Here is a 22,865-nt window from a genome sequence, read left to right as displayed (position 1 = left end):
CCTGAGGCAGGGATTTAGGGGGCTTATGTCGAAAAAGGAAGAAAAATCGTTGGAATGGAGCGTGAGCGGATCATGAAAGCCCCCAAAAACCCTTCGACTCAGCCTCGTCTGTTTCAAGTCATCGACATGGAAGAACTGGTTCCTCCACATCATATCTTGCGCCAAATCAACGAAGCGGTTGACTTTTCCGTCATTCACGATTGGGTGGCTCCCCTGTACACGGAAAAAACGGGTCGCCCGGCGGCGGATCCGGAACGGCTGCTTCGCCTAATGCTGCTCTCGTATTTGTTCGACCACTCTGAGCGGGAGTTGTATGAGATCCTCCCCATGCATGCCGGATACTTGTGGTTTTGCGGTCTCGACTTTGAATCCGTGCTCCATCCGGATCCTCATCACCCCACACTGCCGGATCGAACGACGCTCGTCAAAACACGGAAACGCTGGCGCCAACATGGAATCTTTGACCGGCTGATGACCTATGTGGTGGATCCATGCATCGCGGCGGGGTTGGTCTCGCCGGATGTCCATGCGGCGGCTGACGGCACCCAAGTGCGGGCGAATGCCTCGATCCACAGCTTGCGGGAGGTCAAGCTCGCTCCGGTGGAGACGTTGGAAGACTATCTGGCCCGCACTGCCCGGGAAGATGAACAGACCGAGGCCCGGGATCCGGATGACGACCCACCCTCTCCGTCTCCAAAATCAGGGGAACGCGTCCATGCCGAAGAACGGGGAAACTTCCGTGGAGCCACGTTTTCCAACCGGACCCATCGAAGCGTGACGGATCCGGATGCCCGGTTGTACAAGAAAGGCAAAGGGCAGGAAGCGTATCCTCGGTATCTGGTGCACGACGTCATCGATGTCCAGTCGCGCGTGATTTTATCCAGACGGGCCAGCCTCGCCACTGGAACGGCGGAACGGGAGACGAGTTTGGAGCAGCTGGCTTCGATTCAGTTTCGCCACCCGTCGATTACGATTCGGACCTTGTCTGCGGACAAAGCGTATGGCACCACCGAGTATCTGGAAGCGCTCTTCGTTCAAGGCATCACACCGCTCGTGCCGTTGCGCCGCAAGGAGATGGAGGAGATTCCAACCTGGAAGCGCCGGGCGAAGGATCCCGCTCAGGAAGCAAAGCGCCAGGCGAAAGTCCGAGACGTTCAGATTCGCAATCAAGCGAGGCTCATTCAGCAACAGGGCGGCTATCGATCCATTCAAGCCCTTCGCACGCGTTGTGAGCATGTGTTCGCCGAAGGGAAGGAATGTCACGGGCTGGACCGGGCCCGAAGCCGGGGCCTTTACGCCATGGAAGAACAGGCGCTGTTGACCGCCGTCGTGCAAAATCTGAAGCGATTGTGCCGGTTTCGAAAAAAACGAGGGGGGACCGGCTCTTTGGCGTGCGCAAAACCGGAATTGGGAGCAGGAAGTCCTGCTCGTCTTCCCATCCTTTGGCGCCAAACGGCGGGGAGAATGGCCTCCAAAATTCGACATGTGGGAAGTCTATGCCCCATTAATTCACCGGCCTTCTAGAATTTATTCGGATTAAAACTTCGGCAACGCCTCAACTGCATCCGCCAAATCACTATAGCTGTCTTTTAAGTATCGAGACGTCGTGGCAATATTGCTGTGGCCAGCAAGTCGCCGTACCTTCTCGATGTCATTGTTCGTCGCCTTTAGCATCCACTTACAAAACGTATGCCGGAACATATGTGGAGTTAATTTTTTATTCGGCAGGCTGTAGCTTTCGATCATTCGCTGAATGCCCCTTAGTAAGAATTTAAAAGACATATGGAGATGCTGCAACATAAAGTTTCTTTTTTTGCCATTCCCACTCGAAACTTCAACTAATCCTCTAGTTCGGCTAATAAAATCTTCCGAGATAGGTACTACTTTCATTATTTTGTTCACAATACGAATTCGTTTTAACTCGAGATTCAGGTCTGCTATTTTCAAATTGGAAATTTCTTCAACACATAGACACGCGTATGTACGAAGGTAAATGATCGCGTGGACGCATCGGTATTTATGTAGTGGGATTTTGGGGGATAAATCCAGTGAAAAAGTGGATAACTGGCTTGTATAATAGGGGTATCACTTGATATTTTGGGGGACGTGTTTTATGCCTACCTTTCAGTTTGGGAAGACAGCTATTGAGTACACATTGCAGCAGGTGAAAGGGAAAGAAGATATTTCTATTGTTGTAGAGTGGATGGAGGGGGTTACAGTGGTAGCTCCCGATCATCTAGTTCAGGAAGAAATAAACCGAGTTTTGCGTAAGAAGGCAACGTGGATTTTAGATAAGTGGAACTCTTTGAATAAGATTAAGCGACCACCGGCTCCGTTAGAATTTGTTAGTGGAGAGAAATTACCGTATTTAGGGCGGTATTATCGAATTAAGGTGAAACAAAATCAAGATATCGATAAGGTAAAAGTGTTATTTCATCAAGGGAAATTTTATATTGAAACACCAACATCAGCCGATGATATAGAGCATGTGCCTATGATTCGTGAAGCATTAAAATCTTGGTATATCCAGCGGGCGCAGGTGAAAGCGGAAGAACGGGTGAAACGTTATGCACAGCGTCTAGGGGTAACGCCGGCGAAGCTTGCGGTAAAAGAGCAGAAGTTTCGCTGGGGAACGTGCACACCAAAGGGAGCGATTTATTTGAATTGGCGTCTTTTTCTGGCCCCAATGCGCGTTGTTGATTATGTGATTGTGCATGAATTAGCCCATCTGCGTTACGCGGATCATTCGAAAAATTTCTGGAATCTGGTACGTTCGATTTTGCCGGATTATGAGGAACGTAAAGAATGGCTGCGTGTGAACGGCCCGACGCTAACGATATAGAAAAAAGCACCCATGAAGGGTGCCTTATTTTTTGTAATGGATTTCCGCCAGTTCAACGATTTGCTGAGCAAGCGGCTCGATTTTATCGGACGGGCATTTGCTTGTCCGGAGCTGGCGCTTGATTTTTTTACGCATTTCGCGTTTTACGTCTTCTTTGTTAACCCAGTCGATGACGACGAGGCCTTCGATATGTTCCACAATGATCTGGGTGATTTCTTTTAACCGTTCTTTCTCTTCTTCTTGATCGGTCCATTCCTTTTGCAACAATTGAAAAATCGGATAGGATTGCGGTGTCAGGCCTTCTTCTTCAATGGTTTTAGATTGCCCGCGCATCTCCTCAATCAATTTTTCCAACTCAAATGCGAGCTGGGCATCATTGATTCGCTTCTCTTTTCTCGCTTGAATGAGCTGTTCGAGTCGTTCCTTCAGCGATGTGTAATACACCGGATTTTCGTTGATTTTCACTCGAATTTCATGGCGGATCGCGTGTTCCATTTCTGACGCTTTCGCTTGGTCAGTAGATAAATTTTTCACGTGAGCATCGAAATTTTTTTCTAGGATGCTGACTGGGCGATGAAGCGCTTTTATATCGGTTGCGTAGATGTGATCGTAAATGAGTTTCTTCACTTTTTCGCCGCAGTCAGAGATGTCCATTTGTTCATCTCGGAAGCGGTTGCGCGCGTATTGACGCACTTTTCCTAAAAATTTAAGGTCCTCATGATATGGCTTTGCTGCTGGATTTGGCATAATCATGTCCATGCTTTCCGCAAATCGCTTAAATGCCTGGTCAAATGCATGTCTCACGTCTTCTGGTTCTAAAACTTTCATGCACGCCTCAATGTCGTTGCGGTCAACATGATCAAAGAAACGCATGGCGGCACGATGCCGCGCCTGAAGTCGAGGTATTTCTGATTCAATGGATGTCAACGCCCCTTGTACATCCGTTGGGTTAAAAATCGCAAGTGCCTGTTTTAAGAACGCGGATACACCGTAATAATCGACGATAAGGCCGTATGTCTTCTTGTCGTAGGTACGGTTCGTTCTCGCGATCGCCTGGAGCAAGTTATGTTCCTTTAGCGGTTTATCGAGGTACATCACTTGCTCAATTGGCGCGTCAAACCCCGTCAACAACATATCGCACACGATAATGAAAGCTAGCTTATCCTCATGTAGCGGCTTTTTAAAGCGTTCGATGTAATGTTTTTGCTGTTCTTTGGTTAAATGATATTTTTTGAGCCTTTCATCGTCGTTGTTGTTAGGAGATATGATAACTACCGATTCTGGTCCGTTTAGTTCATCGAGAATTTCTTTGTACAGCACGGCAGTTTCGCGGTTAATCGCGACAATTTGTGCTTTGAAACCATTTGGTGCGATATGTTTCTCGTAATGTTCAATGATGTCAAGACAGATCCGGCGAATGCGTTGCGGCGCTCCGATAATTGCCTCCTCTGTCGCGTATTTCTTCTTGATCTGTTCCCGTTCCTCTTTGGAATAGTCTTGGAAGACGCGTTCAAAAATTGCGTCTAGCGACTCGCCCTCAACCCGTAACTCCGGTAGGCGGCTTTCGTAATAGATCGGGACTGTCGCCCCGTCCTCAACGGCCTGTTGGATGGTGTATGTGTCAATGTACGTACCAAATGTTTGGACCGTACTACGGTCTTCTTTGTCAATTGGTGTGCCTGTAAATCCGATGTATACCGCATTTGGAAGAGATGCTCTCATATTCATCGCCAGTCCACCGTAATTGGTGCGGTGCGACTCATCGACGAGGACAAAGATATTGTCGGCGTCATTTAAAAGCAAATCTTCTCCGTCGTCAACGTGATCTTGGAATTTTTGGATTGTCGTCATGATGGTCGCGCCTGTTGCGGTTCGTAATAATTCACGCAAATCTTTGACGCTTTCAGCACGTTGCGGATTCGGGAAACCGCAGCGACGGAACGTATTTGTGATTTGCTCGTCCAAATCGGTACGATCTGTAACGATGACAATGGACGGGTTACGCAATTCTTTCAGACGCCGCAACTTGACGGATAGATATAGCATCGTCAAACTTTTTCCTGATCCTTGTGTTGCCCATACGACGCCGCCCCGTTCCTTCGGCGTCTTTCCTGTTAAAATCCGTTCAACTGCTTTGTTCGCGGCGCGGAATTGCTGATAGCGACATACTTTTTTGATCGTGCGTCCGCCTTCCGCCTCGTAGACGACAAAGTTTTGGATCATATCAAGCAGGTTCTTCTTAGAGAACATTCCCGCGACTAACACATCTTGACGTGTCGGATTGTCACCAATATCGCTAACTTTGAACGGATACGGGTCTTTCCATTCTCCAAAGTGTCGCAGTCTTGCGCCAATAGATCCGAATTTAGCTTGTTCATTGCACGTCGCCACGACGACATGGTTATAGTGGAAGAGACGCTCTGCTTCTTGTTGGTAGCGAAGAAGCTGCTGAACCGCCTCACTGATCGGATGCGGCTTTGTCGGGCTTTTGCATTCGATGACGACAAGCGGCAGACCGTTAACAAACAGGACGACATCCGGAATGATGGTCATCATCGGCCCACTGATTTTCAATTGGTTCACCACTAAAAATTCGTTGTTGTCAGGGTTATCAAAGTCAATCAGCTTGACCGTCTGACTTTTCTTACCTTTCCCAAGGTCCTGCTGGATGGACACATAGTTCACGACCATGTCGTAGAACTTTTCATTCGCTTCCATCGTGCTTGTGGCGTTGATATGTGTCACCATGCGCACGACTTTATGTAGGTTGATGTCGTCAATCCACGGGTTCAGGCGCTGAATCGCCTGGCGCAGCCGCCCTTCGAGCACGACATCCCGGTGGGACGCGCGCTCCGAATCGAGCGCATGTCCTGGAATATACGTATATCCTAGTCCTTCTAATTGCTTGATTAATCGATGTTCAACTGGCCGTTCCTTTGCCCATTCGTAACTCACGACGACATCACCTCGTCCTCATCCACCTTTACCCGGACTTTGCCGGTGAGGAGGGATTGCATGAGGGATTTTTTGAGATTTTCCAGAGTTTCCAGTTGATGTTTTTCACACAAAATTTTGTTTTCAAAACTTATTAAAATATCCCTAATTTTCTTTTGTTCATTCATAGGCGGAACTGGTACAGGTAGTTTTGCCATAACAGATACATTAAGGTTTTTTTGGGCTCCTCCAACTTGTCCCCCCAAAACATACTTTTTACCTATATGAGAGTTTATATATCTACATAAAAATTCAGCATCTATGATTGAATGTTTCGGACGTGTAACCAGTGTTGTGAATGTTTGTGCTCCTTCGAAACTATCAGGAACTACACATGATGTACCTGGGTATCCCGTTCTGACCGTTAATATATCGCCCGGTTTTAGTTTTTTGTTGCGATTTTCCATATCAAAATGTTCAGTAATAAACATCATATCATTAGAATCAAGAAAATTCTCTTTAATGTTTTGGTTTCTAATAATAGGAATACCTGTTTCACAATAGTGTTCCGTAGTAGAAGTAGCGATACCAACGAATATTCTGTCAGATAGTTCTTCGAGCCTTTTTATGTCCCACTCCTCTGGAATCTCACCAATCTCTGTCTTTTTAAATTTCGTATGTCCGATTCCTTTGGTAAGGAGTTGCTGCATCAGTCCTTTTTTCACTTTTTCCGTTTGCTCGATGATGGTTTCTGTTTTTTCAATCGCCTCATCGACAGAGGAAAGGATGGCAGCGATTTTGCGTTGTTCTGGAACTGGAGGAATAGGTATTTTTAATTTAATCAATTCACTTTTTGACAGATTAAATCGTGTAGATCCTTGGGCTAGTGGGTATACCTCTCTTCTAAAAATAGGACCTCTAAAGTAATACCCGTAGAACTCTGGTATAGTTAAGTTTATATCATTAAATCTAAATCCGAAACAAAAGCTATTTAGATAAACATTTTTAATATCTTCAAGTAATACAGAACTAATTCCTACTTCATCAGGTGTTTCAGATGAACCTGTAAAAAAAACATCACCATATTTTACTTCATTTTGTTTTTCTCCTGGATTTATTCTTACACTTTCTAATTCGTTAATATCTATAAATGTATTATTATATATGTTTTTATAGGTTATAAACTTTGAATTTCCATTTTCAAAATCCTCTTTGTTTTTATTTGTCAATCCACTATAAGTTGATCCAATTTCATACAATTTTCTAATCTCCCAATCCTTTGGGAATTCATTGGCTAATTTTGTTCTACTCACCATACCCCAACTCCTTCAAATACCCATACATCACTTTTTCGATTTCCTCACGTTCCTTTTCCAACTGACGGAGTTGGCGAAGAGCTCCGGCGATGTCGATTTGTTCTTCTTCTTCGGTAGTATCGACATATCGAGCGATGTTTAGGTTGTAGTCATTTTCTTTGATTTCTTCGAGAGAAACGACGCGACAATATTTGTCCTGGTCCTCCCATTTTTCAAAGGCAGATACGATCTTATCAATGTCCTGATCGCGAAGGACATTTTGGTTCTTTCCTTCTTGATAGTCGCGCGATGCGTCAATGAACAGCACGTGTCCTTTTCGTTCCGGCGTTTTGTTGCGATTTAGAATAAGGATACATGCTGGAATACCCGTTCCATAGAACAAGTTAGCTGGTAGACCGATTACTGCCTCTAACAAATCTTCTTCAAGAATACCTTGGCGAATTTTTCCCTCGGCACCACCGCGGAACAAAACGCCGTGCGGCATAACAACACCAGCAATTCCCCGATGATTGAGGGTCGCAATCATATGCTGAACAAACGCCAAATCACCCGCGTTTTTCGGTGGTAAACCGAATCGGAAACGACCGTACGGATCAGCTTCGGCTTCTTCACGCCCCCAGTTTTTCAAAGAAAATGGCGGATTAGCGATGACTCGGTCATATAAAAGCAATTCTCCGTTTTCATCGAGCAATTTTGGTTCGCGGATCGTATCGCCTTTTTCAATGCGATGGTCGCTTAAACCGTGCAACAGCAAGTTCATTTTCGCGATGGCCCACGTGTTTAAGTTCTTTTCCTGTCCGTGCAATGTCAGGTTGCGAGGGTTGCCGCCCTTTTCTTTGATGTAGTCTACCGATTGAATGAGCATCCCTGCGCTTCCTACCGTCGGATCGCATATACGCATACCTTCTTCTGGTTTGATGAGTTTGACGATCAGACGAACAACTTGGGAAGGTGTATAGAACTCGCCACCTTTTTTCCCTGCGTCGTCAGCGAATTGTTTAATGAGGTATTCGTAAGCGCGTCCGAGAATGTCCGGTTCGGATAGGTTTTCATTACGTAAGTCGATTTTGCTGAAGTGTTGAAGCAATTGAAGCAATAGTTTATCTGGTAATTTTTCTTTGTCGTTAAAGTCAATGCTTGCGAGAACTCCTTCTAGTGCTGGGTTTTCTTCTTCTAGTTCTTCAAATGCCTTGTTGATGGCTGCACCGATGTCTTGCGTGAGTGACGTGATATACGACCAACGTGCCCGTTCTGGCACAAAAAATTGGTGTTCGTCGCGATCATACCAGCCATAATCTTCCCCTTCTTCGCGCTCGATGCGCTCTGCAGTTTCGACGAACACATCATTTAGTCGTTTTAAAAACAACAGACCGAATATGTAGTTTTTATAATCGGAGCTATCGATTGACCCCCGTAGTATATTGGCAGATTCCCATAAATGAGACTCTAGTTGTTGCAACGTCAGTTTTTGCTTCGTATTTTCCATTGTGTACCTCCTGGAATGTTTGCTTATATGGTCTAATTTAATTTTACAGATAGTGTATGAGTTTGTCTTGAAATAACGAGAAAAGTTCAAGTTTCTAGCGAATGATAATTTTTATATACATATTTTATGTCTGACATAAAAATATCGATATTTAAGAACACTGGAAATTTTGTTTAATCCACAAATCCACAAGTTGAGTTCCTTCGTTAGATTACCATATGATAGAAAATGAAAGTGTGATTTTTTAGTCAATATCAAAAAATTATAGGGGGATTTTATATGGATTTATCTACTTTCATATGGTCTGTTTTAGCTAGTATTGTAGCTGCTGCAATAGGAACTGCTACATATAAGATCATAAACAGAAATAAGAACATAAATAAGATTAATCAGAAAGGGAATAATAATAACGCATACGTGAATTCAACCATTATTAATTACGAGAAAGGTGAACGCAATGATAAATAAAAGGATAGAAACCATAAATCAAAAGGGCAATCGTAATATAGCCATCCAGAATTCTCATATTACTATTTACTATTACTCCAAATTTGATGAATTTAAAAGATTAGCTGAAAAAGGGGACTATAATGGTGCTGCACAGATACTGGAAGAATTACATGAAGAAGCAGGCAAAATGCATCCATTTTACCCACACTACAGATATAAATTTGAAAATATTGGCGGACGCGTAGTTGCTGAGCATGAACCACTTACTGAAGAAGCAAAAAAGAAATATCCCCTTACCTATAGAGGAAAAATTAAAATTTCAAAAGAGCGAATGAAAGGTTTTAAGGATATTCATGAACTTATTGAGGATGCTTTTCTTAAACAAGAAGAAATTGAAATTGATATGGTCACATTAAATGCTTGGATAGGTGATGAACCGGTTCCTACTCCAAATCTAGACGAGTTTATCAAAGAAGGGAAGTGGGTAATTAAACCTAAGCCATTACCTGAACCAATGAAATTAAAGTTCTATATTAAAAAAGAACCGGAATTTTCTATTATTGATTATCTAGAAATGAGTATCAGTGGGATTGATCGAGATAACAATATGATTACGTTAGATAACAGTAGGCAAGAAAATTCCAAGCTTCTAGTGAGTATAACTTTACCCTTAATCAATAATAAGAATGAGAATGAGAATGGATTAGTGAGTGTACATAAAGCTACGATTAATTTTAAGATAAGAGATGAGTATATCAATGACGTTGAAGCTAACCGAGATTTTTTAAAATTTTATATATATACAGAGGGGCGACAAGTAACTTTGGCATTCAAAGATTTAAAGTCTAATAAAGATTTTATAGTTTCTTCAAATTTCCATATTGATAATAAAGGTAATTATGATGATTTGCGTAAACAATATTCTTTTTTACAGCATCTTTATGAATTAGAACAATTTTTTAGTGTTCGATTTACATTGCCTGACAACATAACAAAGGAAGATTGGGATAGTATTCGCGTATTAGATAGTATAAAAGAAAATACTACTATCAAAAGCAGATTCAAGAATCTTACATGGACCATTACAGAAAAAGAAACTCTAAAAAATATTATTGATATTTATGAACAAAAAGGTAATAAAGGATCAATACTAAAAGTAATTTATTCGGGTGAAGAAGCAAGAGTTGAGCTATTCGGTGCTACTATTCCACTTGAAAAGATGGAAGCGACATATGATAACGTAAAAATAGATGATTTGGAAAAATTAAAAAGAAAGTATGCAAACATGGAAGAAGGGGAAACAATTAAAGTTAAATTACTTCCAGATACTAATAATATAGTTGAGGAGAAATATTTCGTAAAAAAATAATCACCAATAATACTAAAAGTCGAAGTATCTATGACTTCGACTTTTTTGTTTGATAAGATTAATGATTAACATAAATAACAATCCCTTATTTTAAAACTTCGGCAACGCCTCCACAGCATCCGCCAAATCACTATAGCTGTCTTTTAAGTATCGGGACGTCGTGGCGATATTACTGTGACCCGCAAGTCTCCGCACTTTCTCAATATCGTTGTTCGTCGCTTTTAACATCCATTTACAAAACGTATGCCGGAACATATGAGGGGTTAGCTTTTTGTTTGGCAGGCTGTAGCTTTCAATCATTCGCTGAATGCCTCGGACCGAAAACTTCGGTGAGCGCTGGCTGTAAAAGACGTATGGCGATGCGGCCACATGCGGTTTCTTTTTTGCCATTTCCGCGCGAAACTTCAACCAATCCTCAAGTTCTGCCAACAAGATATTCGAGATCGGCACTGTTCTTACCTTCATCCCTTTTCCCACGATTCGGATTCGTTTCATCTCTAAATCTAAGTCCGTTAATTTGAGATTCGATAGCTCTTCGACCCGCAATCCTGCATAGGTAAGCAGATATACAACAGCCCGATCACGGCGATATTTTTCTTCAGGATCGACTCCCCGGCTTTGCACCGGTTTTTTCCGCATCCGATGCAATAAGTCCTCAAATTCTTCTTCCGTAAGCCACATAATCTTTTCGTTCTCTTCATCGGCCGATTTTAAATCCTGGATATCTTTCATTGGGTTCTGTTCGAGCTTATGATGTTCGACCGCCCACGCATAAAAGCTTCGCAGCGAATTGAGCCGGCGGTTGATCGTAGAGATGGCCAACGGTTTTCCCTCGGACGGGTTCAACATTTGCTGAATCCATTTACGTATGTCAGCCGATGTGACGTAATCGCCTGGACGAAGATGCAAGTCTTTCAAAAACTGATTCACGTCATTGAGATAGGAGATCACGGTGTTAGGAGAAAATCCCTTCTCTTGCAAATACGTTTCATATTCGTGCAGCATCTTTTCCATCCTTTCACTTATACGACGAGTTTAAAAGGGTTCGAAGAGCAAAAAATCGATTAAAAAAATAACATTATATGACGAGTATATCATAAAAAAGAATCAATTGTTAGTCATATAATGTATATTATACGATTAGTTTAGAACTGTCTAGATTGTTACCGATAGCGCTTTACCTTTACGAACAAGTACACCGGTTGATGGAAAATCGCCAAATCCCGTACTTTTCTTGTCCGTCTGTCGTGGACAGAGGAAGTGGCAAACCCACAATGAGGGCAGCGTTCCTGTGTCTCTGTTTTCTCTACATGAATCGCATAACCATAGGAAAGAAGTTCTTGTTTAATCACTTTCAATTCTGGCAATCCTAGTGGTATCGAAAGCACTTACGAGACCTCCTTAATGTTGATTTCACCGCTAACATTATTGCCAGGATCTCGTCAGTGCTTTCTCTTTTTTGTCACTAAATCACAAAATTTGGTGATGAACCATAATTTATGATTCGTTTTTTATGATGTTATAGACAAAAGACTGACATAACGGACACAGACTCCAGCACAAATTAACTTTCTTTGGAAGGAAAAAACAAATAAGGTGCCTAATTTTTGGCACCCAAAATATTTTGGTTTAACCGGATATTTTGGCCTCTTTCTCGGTGCAAATAAAGGGATCAAGTCCATATTTGTGTGTAAATTCACCCTCGGTTAGAATACCCCCCTTCCGTCCCCCGAAGGGGGAGACGCAGGGAGCACGCCCCCTGCACCCCGTCACTCGCCGTGTGGCAGGCCCAGCAAAGGATTGCTGGGCAGTTCAAAAGTGTGTTGAGCAATTGCCTGTCAAGGCTAAATGGAACGCTTCGCGGCCTTGACAGGCTGCAATAGGCATCCGTCAGCCAATGCGTGTGACTTTCGGACTCATGTGGGCAGCCTGTGATTCGCGCCACTCCAGAAATTCGGCCATATCCAAATACTTTCTGCCGCTTGCCCACTTTTCGTCGATTTCCATGAGCAATGCACCGATCAGACGCATGGCCGATTCACGATTCGGAAAGATCCGAATTACCCGTTCACGGCGGCGGATTTCCTCATTCAGGCGCTCCAGAGCATTGGTGGTACGGAGTCGCTTGCGATACTTTTCCGGCAAAAGCAAGACCGCCGTCGCGTCTTCAAAACCAGCTTCCAGGATCGCCATGGCTTTCGGTGCTTTCGTTTCGTATGCCTCCAGCACTTGATTTAAGAGAAGCCGTGCTGTATCCAGATCCGGTGCATCCAAAATGGCTCGAACCCAGCTATGCACCTCATCTTGCAGTTCTTTCGGCGTGGCATCCAGAATGTTGCGCATGAAGTGCGTCTGGCACCGCTGGCAGGTGACGCCTTGGAAGTACCTGCGGATGGCTCGAATTAACCCTCCGTGGTCATCCGACACGATAAGATCGACGCCTTGCAGTCCGCGGCTTTTCAACCAGCCAAAAAATTCGCTTCAGCTGGCTTCCGATTCGCTGTCGCCAAGCATGAGGCCCAATACTTCGCGGTACCCGTCGGTGTTCACACCGATCCCGATGAGAGCGCCTCGGGACCGCACTCGACTTTCTTCCCGCACTTTGAGTACCAGCGCATCGACGATGACAAAGGGGAACGGGTGGTCATCAAGCGGACGGTTGTTCCATGCCGTCACCAAAGGATCCAGCCGCTTGCACAATTCCGACACCGTGGATTTCGAAAACTCCGTACCGCATAACTCTTCCGTGATCTGGGCCACCTTACGGGTCGACACCCCGTTGACCACCATCTCCATCAAGGCCAGCACCAGAGCCTGTTCGCTGCGTTGGTAACGGGCAAACAACTCCGTCGAGAACTTTCCGCCGCGAATCCGGGGGACACGAAGGGTAATGGTGCCGACACGAGTGGTCAATTGGTGCGGATATGTACCGTTTCGATACCCTTGGCGCTCTTTTGTCCGTTCGTAGGGCTCTGCTCCCAACTGTTCCGTGGCTTGAGCTTGCAACACCTGGTTCAATACGGATTCCAGCAGTTTTGCTACTCCCGTATCCTGTGAGTTACTGAGAAAAAGTTGATGCAAAAGTTGCGAATCTACGGTAATCTGGTATTGAGCCATTTCAAAATCCCCTCTCCTTGGAATGTTTTCTGGACAACTACATTCTAACCGAGGGGATTTGAAAATGGCTCTCTTATTTTTCAGAGAGATTCTGTTTTTACACAATTATACGGACTCAACTCTTCTCGTTAGCTTAATACGTTGAACAATCCCTATGTTTTTTATTCTCAAATGGATAGATGAAACCAAACCTGGGAATAGGCCCAAAACGATTGAAGGAATTGAAGGAGAATGATGTACGTAGAGTTTGCCAAGCAGACAAGCAATCCGAGCTGGCATTTCTACCAACGTCATGTCGAACGCCCAAGTAAACTAACTCTTTCAGCGATTACATCCGGCGGCACATTGGAAGAAGGTTGCCTAAACGATCGCTTCTTGAACTTGATACGCCTCTTCCACGGTGAGCGAGGGATACATTTCCGCCGTGATCCGCCGCATATTCCGTTTTTCCCGCTCCGCGTTGTGCAAGTACTCCGCGATTTCTTGCAACCGTTGATTTTGCATAACGTCCCTTGACAGGCCTCCCCCTTTGGCATGGTGTTTTCTCTCAAGCTGGCCAAACGGCCGCCTCTTTTCTTTGTGCACTGCTTCCTGGCGCCATAATGCAAGCTTCGCCGTTATGCGTGCTTCAATGAACACGTTAGTGCGCGGCTGCTTTCTCCCTTTTCTTGGCGATCTCTGCTGCGACGTCTACGATCATATCCTCTTGCCCGCCGACGACTTTCCGTTTGCCGAGCTCGACGAGGATGTCCCGCGCATCTAAGCCAAATTTTTGTGCCGCCCGTTTGGCGTGCAAGAGAAAGCTGGAATACACACCGGCATACCCTAATACCAAGCTGTCCTTTGTAATTTCTTGCGGCGCTTGCAATATCGGGGCGACGATTTCTTCCGCCAGATCCATCATCTTGTAAACGTCAATGCCCGTTTGGATGCCGAGGCGATCCAACACCGCGACCAATACTTCTGTTTGCGTGTTCCCCGCGCCGGCGCCCAGGCAGCGGACGCTTCCATCGATCCGCGTCGCTCCTTCTTCAATCGCCACCAACGTGTTCGCCATCGCTAATGACAAGTTGTTGTGTCCGTGAAAACCGACGTTAATTTGCAGATTTTCGCGCAGCGCCCGAATGCGTTCCCGTACTTCATGCGGCAAAAGCGCCCCGGCCGAATCGACGACATAGACCGTATCCGCTCCGTAGCTCTCCATCAATTTCGCCTGCTCCACCAGCTTTTCCACGGGAGCCATATGTGCCATCATCAAAAAGCCGACCGTTTCCAAACCTAACTCTTTTGCCAATGAAATATGTTGCGCGGAAATATCCGCTTCCGTAATATGGGTGGCGATACGAGCCATTTTCGCGCCGATGTTTGCCGCTTCCTTCAATTCCTCTATGGTGCCGATCCCCGGCAAAAGCAACACAGCCACTTTCGCCTGACGGCAAACGGAAACGGCCGCCTCGATCAATTCCATCTCGTTCGTGCGCGAAAGCCCGTATTGCAACGATGATCCTGCCAACCCGTCTCCGTGGGAAACTTCGATGTACGGTACGCCCGCTTCATCCAACGCTTGCGCGACCGCCCGCACTTGTTCGACCGTATACTGGTGCGCGATCGCGTGGCTGCCGTCACGCAGCGCCACTTCCGTGATATAAACGTCCCTTTTCGTAGCCATGTCACCGTCCCCTTTCTTCATCATAATTGCGCCGACCCTTTACGAGACAACCTCTTTCGCCAATTTGTTCTTGGCCCATTCTTCCGCCACTTTTACGGCCGCCGCCGTCATGATATCCAAGTTTCCGGAATACTTGGGCAAATAATCGCCCGCACCTTCCACTTCCAAAAAGACCGTCACTTTATTGCCGTCAAAAATCGGTTCCGTGCGCAAGCGATAGCCAGGCACATACGATTGCACCGTTTGCACCATGTCGACGACCGACCGTGTGATCGCGTCTTCATCAACCTTTCCTTCTTCAACCAAGCAATAAACCGTATCCCGCATGATGATCGGCGGTTCAGCAGGATTCAAGATGATGATCGCCTTGCCCCTTTTCGCGCCGCCGATTAGCTCCAAGCCGCGCGCCGTCGTCTGCGTAAACTCATCGATGTTTGCCCGCGTTCCCGGCCCCGCGCTTTGGCTGGAAATCGTGGCGACGATTTCTGCATATTGCACGGGGCAGACGCGATTGACGGCATGGACGATCGGAATCGTCGCTTGCCCCCCGCACGTGATGAGATTGATATTCGGTTCTCCCATATGTTCCCCCAAATTAACGGGCGGAACGACGAACGGGCCGACCGCCGCCGGCGTCAAGTCGAGCACTTGTTTTCCCGCTTCCTTCAATAGCTTCGCATGACGGAAGTGCGCTTTCGCCGAAGTCGCATCAAACAGGATATCCGCATCATCCGGTTTCTGCAAAAAGCCTTCGATCCCATTGTCGTAGGTCACCAAACCGTAGTCCTTCGCGCGCCGCAACCCATCCGATTGCGGATCGATGCCGATCATCACCGTCGGTTCCAACACGTCGGAACGCAACAATTTCATTAACAAATCTGTCCCGATGTTGCCGGATCCGATGATCCCCGCTTTGATTTTCCCCATACGTTTTCCTTCCCTCCCATAGCTTTCTTCTTATTATATTTTGTGATTCATTATATTTTTTTCCGAATTTATTATAGAATTATCATTTCCGAGGTCATTCCGTGAAACGGACGCTGACTTCCCCCAGGTGCTCAAATCGCGCCCTGAAGTAGTCGCCCGGCTTCGCGTCGACCGCCGCGGAAAGAGCGCCGGAAAGGATGACTTCCCCCGCTCGCAACGTAATATCGAATTCCCAAAGTTTGTTCGCCAACCAGGCCACGCAAGCGGCCGGGTTCCCGAGGGCCGCGGCGCCCACCCCCGTGTTCATGATCTCGCCATTACGATAAAGAACCATCCCGACTAGAGGAAGATCTACCTCTTCGACTTTTACCGGCCTCCCCCCCAATACGTAGAGCCCGGAAGAAGCATTGTCCGCGATCGTATCGGTCAACTTGATCTTCCAGTTTTTGATCCTGCTATCCACGATTTCCAAAGCGGGCAATACATAATCCGTCGCCTGCAACACGTCCGTAACCGTCACGTTCGGCCCTTGCAAGTCGCGTTTCAAAACAAACGCGATCTCGGCTTCCACCTTCGGTTGCAATACCCGTTGAAACGGGACAGCGCCGCCGTTTTCCACGACCATCTCATCGAGCAGATGGCCGTAGTCCGGCTGATCGACGCCAAGCAATTTTTGCATCGCCAAGGAAGTCAAACCGATCTTCTTTCCCACGATGCGTTTACCCGCATCCACTTTGCGTTGGATATTTAGCAACTGCACGCGGTACGCTTCTTCCACGGTCAAGGTGGGAACGAGCTCCGTTAACGGAGCAACTCCTTGCCTTTGCCGTTCCGCCTGGCGTAAATGATCCGCCAGGCGTTGAATTTGTTCCCAATCTATTTCGCTCAATGGACTTTCCCCCTGACAAAACGTTTGCTGCACCTTACTGCACTTTACATTTGATACATACACATTTCAGAAAAAGGCACTCGTTAATCGTGGCGTTCCTTTTTTGCAAACACATATACACCAGTAACATCTAAGCAATGGCATGAAAACCCGCCTTTTCCTCATATCAAGCTCTTTAAATACTAGAAACGCAATACGGTTCCGAATGTGTGCCCATTGTGTACCGAATGATTACGATTGATGTTTAGTGTTTAGCATTCAGTAGTATCATCCATGGGACCGCCGGGTTTCATTTCAGGACCGTACCAAATCAGTCCTTCTTGAAGTTCATGTTCTTGCCATTCAATCGGCTCCCAATCGGGATCAAAAATGAGGTACCCTCCGCTAAATAACTCTAGCCTGTGCCCGCTTCCGGGGTCTTTCACGTACAGGAAGAATGCCTGACTAATGCCATGACGCCCCGGACCGCCCATCTCAATCGTGATGTCGTGTTCCCGCAAAATATCCGCAGCACGCAAAATATCGGTTACATTATCCAGATAGTATGCGAAATGGTGCAGTCTGTTGGGCTGTCCTTTAGGATCAACCATTACCCCGATATCATGCACGAGCGGAGTGACGCTCATCCATCCCCCCGCCACAAATCCGTTGTTTAAGCGAATATACTCCCTCATCTTAAATCCCATGTTGTCTTTTAACCATTGATGAATCTCCGACGGATTCGTTGTCCATACATTCACATGGTCAATGCGGCGAGGAGCAATCCCGTAGGAGGGGCGATACACATTGTTTTTGAGTCGAGACTTTTTCCCCTCGGGGGCCTTCGGTTTTTCCACGTCATAATAAATCTCAAAGGGATACCCGTTTGGCAAACGAAATCTTATCGCTTTCCCTTGTCCCTTTTCCTCACCTGGTTCAATCCATTGAACTTCGGTTCCTTTTGCCTTTAGCTGTTCAGCAAACGTTTCCACATCTTCGGGGCGCTTGGTCCTCCAGGCGATATGGTCTACCCGTGCCCGGTTCCCCGGCGTAAGACTGAGCGTGTGATGTTCCCAATCTCCCCAAGCACGTAAGAAAATCGTGTCTCCCTGACGATCTACTTCTTCCAATCCAACGATATCTCTAAAAAACCATACAGATTTTTCAAGATTAGGAGTTATCAAAGCGATATGGCCAAATTTCGCAATTTCAGCTGTCATGTTTTTCCTCCTCCATGAACTGGTTTATTTTCATTTTTCGTCCGGCAACAATCCTGCTACCTTGCCGATTCCCCTTACTCCGATTCCTCCGTCCGTATGGATGATGGTGCCCGTTACAGTACGAGTCCGTTCTTTGGACGCCAGGTATACATAAGCCCATGCGTGGTCTTCCGGTGTTCCCAAGACTTGTAGCGGATTCGTAGTTCGCATGATGTCCGGAAGATTTGGAATCTGAGATAATGACATATTCTGCTGTTCCAAGCTTTTAAGCCCTGACAAATCGGTAATAGTCCCCCCAGGGGCAACTCCATTGACGCGAATTTTAGGCGCCAGCTCATAGGCCAATTCCATAATCAACCCGCGTACGGCAAACTTCGAGGAAACGTATAAAGGTCCTCCTCCGGCGGGATAAAAACCGGAATTTGAAACGGTCAATACGATGTTTCCCTCCGTTTTTAACAATTCAGGCAAAGCCGCTTTCGCGCTCAGAAGATTGCTTTTCACATTGACGGCAAACAATTCATCAAAAGCGTCGCTGATTTTTTCTGCAGGTATATTCGGCAGGTCCGCGAAGTAATCCCATACCCCTACGCACGAGACCAAGATATCCAATCTGCCAAACGTCTCCACGGTAAATCGGACTGCTCGTTCGTTATCTTTCAACATGGTGGCATCTCCTTGAATCGCTTTTACGGCCGTCCCGTGTTCCTCCAGCTTTGAGACTTTCTGAGGATTGATCTCCAGGACACCAACGGATGCCCCTTCCCGAAGAAAAGCCTCAACCACGCCCCTGCCAATTCCTGAGCCTCCACCTATCACCAATGCAACTTTTCCATCTAACCAGCCCATCAAAGTTCCCCCTCACTTATCGGATTCATTTTGTCGATTCTACGTAGTATCATCTTCTTAGCGCATGATTTTCGGGCCGAAAGGAGTTTCGAGAAAACGGGAAATAACTTCCTTTTTCTGCCATGTTAGGCTTTCCAATTCTATGGGATCCAGCAAAATATGATACCCTAATTTGGGAGAACGAATCTCCAGCCGGGCCCCATTACGAGTGTTCACCTTACGGATCGAAACGGTGGCAAATTCATTCGATAACGTTATTTCATTCACTTTGCCATGAGATCCCAAATTATTTTCCCTCCTTTGCGCTTGCGATTTCCTAGAGAAATATGGATAGATTATGAGTTGATAGCGTCGTCTGATCTAGGAGAATGGTACGTCTTGCCAATTTCCATTCCTCGTCTACCAGCCGCAACACATCTTGCCGTTCAGCTGAAAGAATATCGAAGGCCGGTGAATCCCCACGACTTCGATATACCAGCAGATTGGAATTCACTTCGAGTTCATTTTCATTCGTCCCTGGAGCAATTTCGATGTTTGACACAAAATGTCGCGTCCGTGAAGGAGGATCTTCAGCCCAAGCATACTCGGTTTCAAGGCGATGAATCCGCATCTCTAACGTCTGACGATCCTCATCCATATGCGCCATATTGTTCAAGAACCCCGAACCCTGTCCCTTTTCTCTCGTCACTCGTAACGGTACCCTGTATACGATATCATCCGTCAGCAATCCCAGCCATTCACGAAAAGCTCTGGCATCTAAGAGTCTAGCTTCGCGAAACAGAAAGCGGCACACTTCCACATAAACATCGCTATTGAGTTCCAGTTTCACACCGTCATCCTCCTGTCAAAAAATTAGGAAAACAACAATCAGGCTTGGCACATATATTGGAACCATTTAGCAAAAAACGCGCGTTGATTCGCTTCAATGTAAGCGATGGGATAAGCAACGCCTGGGCCCGGCCAATCAGATAACGGCTGCATCCCCGTAGCCATCCCCATTTGATAGTTCAAAAAATGATTTTTGGCCATGGTACCTTTTGCCACTCTCGTTATACTGCGCCAATTTTCTGTATCATCCTGTTCCAATGTCCCGGAACTGCCAAACGATAAAACATACGCCCGATAAGATGCTTCCTTGAACCATTCTGGCGCATCCTTTTCGACCAAGAACCATGACCACACCTCCATTTTTCCGGGACCGATCGGGTTCCAGATCCGGATGGTCAAGTAAGGAATGGGAGGACCACCAGGCTTTATGCTTCCAGGGGCATTGAGAAAACTTAGATTCGGAAAAACCCCGCCATGCGTTTGAAAGAGTGAATATTGGTTTTGAAAATGTTCTCCGCTAAGCAACCGGAATTGCTCCGGCTTGAGACTTCGTTTCATCGATTCCACGATGCTTTCCGGATACCCCATAAAGCTTTGGGGAGGCAACGTTATAAGGCCGACTCCTCCTGGATCCGCGTAGACTTGAACGCCATTTTTATGAAAATTCGCTCCAGGAACTGGAAGCACACCCACATCCACCGTACTGCGGTGACTTGTTGCGGTATGATACCCGTCGCCAATAAAGTTATCGGCTCCTAATTTCCAATCCGCGTCAACGATCCAGCGCTGAGGAGCCCCTATCACTTCCATTCCCGCTTCGCTCTTTTTCAGATAAATATCCAAATACCACTTGAAATCGCCTAAATACTCATCTAGTGATACCGCATTGGCATCTAAACATGCGAAAATCAACCCGTTATAGCAATCAAACTTTGGCGCACACCGCAATCCCCATTGGTCTTTTTTTAATCCATCTTTTCCGTATACCTCATTTCCGAAAGGAATCCCAACCAGTTTGCCATTGTTTTTAAAAGTCCAGCCGTGGTACGGACAGCGAAAGTGCGAAGTATTTCCCATCTCCACGTTGCATATCTGCATCCCGCGATGAGAACAGGAATTGAAGAAGACTTGAATGTTGCTATCCTCGTCTCGTATCACGATGAAACTATCGTCCACGATATACCGTACAACATAGTCACCAGGGTTTGGAATTTCGGATTCATGTCCCAAAAACACCCACGCTTTCGTGAAAACCCTTTCTTTTTCAAGTTCAAAAATTTCTGGATCATTAAAAATTTTGCTTGGAACCATCCCTTCCTGCAACCGGGTGCCCATCGACTGCAAAAGACTTTCAGCCTGTCGCCATTTTCTTTCTCCCATCGCTATACGAAAAACTCCTTTCCGAAAAATTTGGTATTGATGATATTTGCTGTTTAATTCATGGGCGTTTTTTCATGGACGTTTTAAATGATGGACTGTGATCGTAACAAATTCTTCTGGATATTCCAGCATTACCCAATGTCCGCAATTGGGCACAACGTACAAAGAGGCATTCTCAAGTAAATTCAGCATTTCCCACGAATCAGCCACTGGAACGACTTTGTCGTTTTTGCCATGAATAATCAATGTCTGATGTTTTATTCTTCTGAATAATTCATCCTCATAATACATCCCGTTTTCTTTCACCCATTTCATGATCGCTTGATAAGCCCTCATCACCCCCGACCTCTCGGTAAGTTTTAACCGATAATTAACTAGCTCCTCGCTCACAACATAGCTTTCGTTCGTTAAAGAACGAGCGATCTGATACATTTGCTCCTTGCTGTATTCATAATTGAGGATAGCTTGCAAAGCATCGCTTTCTTTTCCATTCTGTGGTTTGAGGCGACCTGCCGCGCCAAGGAGAACCATTTTTTTTACGAGCTCCGGCCGCTTCATGGCAACACCGAGTGTAGCCGCTCCCCCCATTGAATTCCCGACCAAGTTCACCTGTCGCAAATTTAACGCCTGGATGAAGCCGATAACATGTTGGATTCTGCTATCGTTGGAATATTCGAACTCTTGAGGATCTGGAGTGTCGGTAAAACCGAAACCAACCATATCTAACGCGAGGACGTGAAACCCCTCGTTTGCAAAATGCGGCATGATGTGGTGCCAATTTCCCCAGGCATCCGCACCGGCACCTCCTCCATGAAGAAAAATCACCGGTTCCCCGTTCCCCACCTCCCAGTAATGGGTTTTAATCCCATCAACGTCGACATATTTTTCCTGGATTTGTTCATGCATCTCCCCGTCCCCCTCAATGATCGAGTATTTCAATCTTGCAACAAACGAAGAATCTTCTCCCGCGAACGATAGATATGTTCTTCCATAACGCGCCGTGCTTTTTCTGAATCTCCTGCCATTATCGCTTCGAGGCAATCTTTGTGTTCCTGATAAGACTGTTGCATATTTTCTGCAAAAACAAACTTGCGCGCGTTGACGTAATGGCTTAAGTCCCATAACTGCATAATCGTTTCCTTTATATGATGGTTGTCTAGCGTATCGATAATCATTTGATGAAACTTCATATTCAATTCCGCATATCGGTCAACATCTCCCTTCTCTATACATTGCTGCATTTCTTCAATCAATTTCATCGCTTGATCTTTAATCTCGAAACGAACCTTCTTTTTCGCTGCTTCACCAGCCACATAGCCTTCAAGAATTGCCCGGATGGTAAAGATGCCGAAAACCCGGTCAGGGTTTAAAGGGCGAACAATGACGCCGACTTGGGGGACCACTCTCACGATCCCTTCGCTTTCCAACATTTTAAATGCTTCTAAGATAGGAGTCCTACTCATGTCAAGTTCTTCTGAGAGTGAAGTCGCGGAAAGAACCTGCCCGAACTTATATGTTTCGGACATGATCCTCTCTTTAATGATCTTGTAGGCTATCGATACTTTGCTTTGAGACAATTTTGCGATTTTAATCACCTTCTTTTTTCTCAT

Annotated in this window: 19 protein-coding genes and 2 pseudogenes; 3 read left to right on the top strand and 18 right to left on the bottom strand. The window is 45.8% G+C overall.

The window, feature by feature from the left end; genetic code table 11:
* Positions 1-54: 54 nt before the first annotated feature.
* A complete protein-coding gene (locus M493_RS17270; RefSeq protein ID WP_020961679.1) occupies positions 55-1,524 on the top strand; it encodes an IS5-like element ISGka1 family transposase in 1,470 nt (489 codons plus the stop codon).
* Positions 1,525-1,536: 12 nt separating this feature from the next.
* Here M493_RS17270 and M493_RS17265 read toward each other — a convergent pair whose 3' ends face one another.
* Positions 1,537-1,947, bottom strand: coding sequence for a site-specific integrase (locus M493_RS17265; protein WP_071990905.1), 411 nt, complete (start codon positions 1,945-1,947; stop codon positions 1,537-1,539).
* A 166-nt stretch (positions 1,948-2,113) separates the two neighbouring features.
* On the opposite strand from M493_RS17265, the gene M493_RS17260 reads away from it, so the two are divergent.
* On the top strand, positions 2,114-2,842 hold the full coding sequence (locus tag M493_RS17260; protein WP_020961677.1) for a M48 family metallopeptidase: 729 nt from the start codon (positions 2,114-2,116) through the stop codon (positions 2,840-2,842).
* Positions 2,843-2,866: 24 nt separating this feature from the next.
* On the opposite strand, the gene M493_RS17255 is transcribed toward M493_RS17260, so the two are convergent.
* From M493_RS17255 to M493_RS17245, 3 genes are read right to left on the bottom strand one after another with little or no spacing between them, the layout of a single operon-like run.
* The gene (locus M493_RS17255) at positions 2,867-5,797 is read right to left on the bottom strand and encodes a type I restriction endonuclease subunit R (protein ID WP_020961676.1); all 2,931 of its coding nucleotides are present in this window, start codon (positions 5,795-5,797) and stop codon (positions 2,867-2,869) included.
* Positions 5,794-7,089, bottom strand: a complete 1,296-nt coding sequence (locus tag M493_RS17250) for a restriction endonuclease subunit S (RefSeq protein ID WP_235183480.1) — start codon at positions 7,087-7,089, stop codon at positions 5,794-5,796. Before M493_RS17250 ends, M493_RS17255 begins: the two co-directional genes overlap by 4 nt.
* Positions 7,082-8,578, bottom strand: coding sequence for a type I restriction-modification system subunit M (locus M493_RS17245; protein WP_020961674.1), 1,497 nt, complete (start codon positions 8,576-8,578; stop codon positions 7,082-7,084). Before M493_RS17245 ends, M493_RS17250 begins: the two co-directional genes overlap by 8 nt.
* Before the next feature lie 457 nt (positions 8,579-9,035).
* Between M493_RS17245 and M493_RS17235 the strand changes: the two genes are divergently transcribed.
* Positions 9,036-10,397, top strand: coding sequence for a hypothetical protein (locus M493_RS17235; protein WP_020961672.1), 1,362 nt, complete (start codon positions 9,036-9,038; stop codon positions 10,395-10,397).
* Positions 10,398-10,487: 90 nt separating this feature from the next.
* Here M493_RS17235 and M493_RS17230 read toward each other — a convergent pair whose 3' ends face one another.
* The 14 genes and pseudogenes from M493_RS17230 to M493_RS17170 form a co-directional block, all read right to left on the bottom strand.
* The gene (locus tag M493_RS17230) at positions 10,488-11,402 is read right to left on the bottom strand and encodes a tyrosine-type recombinase/integrase (RefSeq protein WP_020961671.1); all 915 of its coding nucleotides are present in this window, start codon (positions 11,400-11,402) and stop codon (positions 10,488-10,490) included.
* Positions 11,403-11,563: 161 nt separating this feature from the next.
* Positions 11,564-11,785 (bottom strand): annotated as a pseudogene (locus M493_RS17955) (transposase family protein); the annotation flags it as partial.
* 502 nt (positions 11,786-12,287) lie between these two features.
* Positions 12,288-13,514: pseudogene (locus tag M493_RS17225) on the bottom strand (IS256 family transposase).
* 360 nt (positions 13,515-13,874) lie between these two features.
* Complete coding sequence (locus M493_RS18930) at positions 13,875-14,018, bottom strand: hypothetical protein (protein ID WP_235183479.1); 144 nt, start codon at positions 14,016-14,018, stop codon at positions 13,875-13,877.
* A 136-nt stretch (positions 14,019-14,154) separates the two neighbouring features.
* Positions 14,155-15,183 (bottom strand): 4-hydroxy-2-oxovalerate aldolase, encoded by a 1,029-nt coding sequence (gene dmpG / locus M493_RS17215; protein WP_020961667.1) that lies wholly within the window; start codon positions 15,181-15,183, stop codon positions 14,155-14,157.
* A 39-nt stretch (positions 15,184-15,222) separates the two neighbouring features.
* Positions 15,223-16,110, bottom strand: a complete 888-nt coding sequence (locus M493_RS17210; RefSeq protein WP_020961666.1) for an acetaldehyde dehydrogenase (acetylating) — start codon at positions 16,108-16,110, stop codon at positions 15,223-15,225.
* A 94-nt stretch (positions 16,111-16,204) separates the two neighbouring features.
* Positions 16,205-16,990: a 2-keto-4-pentenoate hydratase gene (locus tag M493_RS17205; protein WP_041268054.1), complete on the bottom strand. Its 786-nt coding sequence runs from the start codon at positions 16,988-16,990 to the stop codon at positions 16,205-16,207.
* 260 nt (positions 16,991-17,250) lie between these two features.
* Positions 17,251-18,198, bottom strand: a complete 948-nt coding sequence (gene bphC / locus M493_RS17200; protein WP_020961664.1) for a manganese-dependent 2,3-dihydroxybiphenyl 1,2-dioxygenase — start codon at positions 18,196-18,198, stop codon at positions 17,251-17,253.
* Between the two features lie 30 nt (positions 18,199-18,228).
* Complete coding sequence (gene hcaB, locus M493_RS17195; RefSeq protein WP_020961663.1) at positions 18,229-19,047, bottom strand: 3-(cis-5,6-dihydroxycyclohexa-1,3-dien-1-yl)propanoate dehydrogenase; 819 nt, start codon at positions 19,045-19,047, stop codon at positions 18,229-18,231.
* A gap of 57 nt (positions 19,048-19,104) precedes the next feature.
* Positions 19,105-19,332: a hypothetical protein gene (locus tag M493_RS17190; RefSeq protein WP_020961662.1), complete on the bottom strand. Its 228-nt coding sequence runs from the start codon at positions 19,330-19,332 to the stop codon at positions 19,105-19,107.
* A 31-nt stretch (positions 19,333-19,363) separates the two neighbouring features.
* Complete coding sequence (locus tag M493_RS17185) at positions 19,364-19,876, bottom strand: aromatic-ring-hydroxylating dioxygenase subunit beta (RefSeq protein ID WP_020961661.1); 513 nt, start codon at positions 19,874-19,876, stop codon at positions 19,364-19,366.
* A gap of 38 nt (positions 19,877-19,914) precedes the next feature.
* Complete coding sequence (locus M493_RS17180; RefSeq protein ID WP_020961660.1) at positions 19,915-21,255, bottom strand: Rieske 2Fe-2S domain-containing protein; 1,341 nt, start codon at positions 21,253-21,255, stop codon at positions 19,915-19,917.
* A gap of 72 nt (positions 21,256-21,327) precedes the next feature.
* Positions 21,328-22,161 carry an alpha/beta fold hydrolase gene (locus M493_RS17175; RefSeq protein ID WP_020961659.1) on the bottom strand — a complete coding sequence of 278 codons (834 nt, stop codon included), beginning with the start codon at positions 22,159-22,161 and terminating at the stop codon, positions 21,328-21,330.
* A gap of 29 nt (positions 22,162-22,190) precedes the next feature.
* Positions 22,191-22,850, bottom strand: coding sequence for a GntR family transcriptional regulator (locus tag M493_RS17170; protein WP_158413374.1), 660 nt, complete (start codon positions 22,848-22,850; stop codon positions 22,191-22,193).
* Positions 22,851-22,865 lie beyond the last annotated feature (15 nt).

Source organism: Geobacillus genomosp. 3, assembly GCF_000445995.2.
In the GTDB taxonomy this organism is placed as follows: Bacteria; Bacillota; Bacilli; order Bacillales; family Anoxybacillaceae; genus Geobacillus.
Note: the sequence above shows the minus strand (reverse complement) of the source record. Positions and strands in the feature narration are given on the sequence as shown.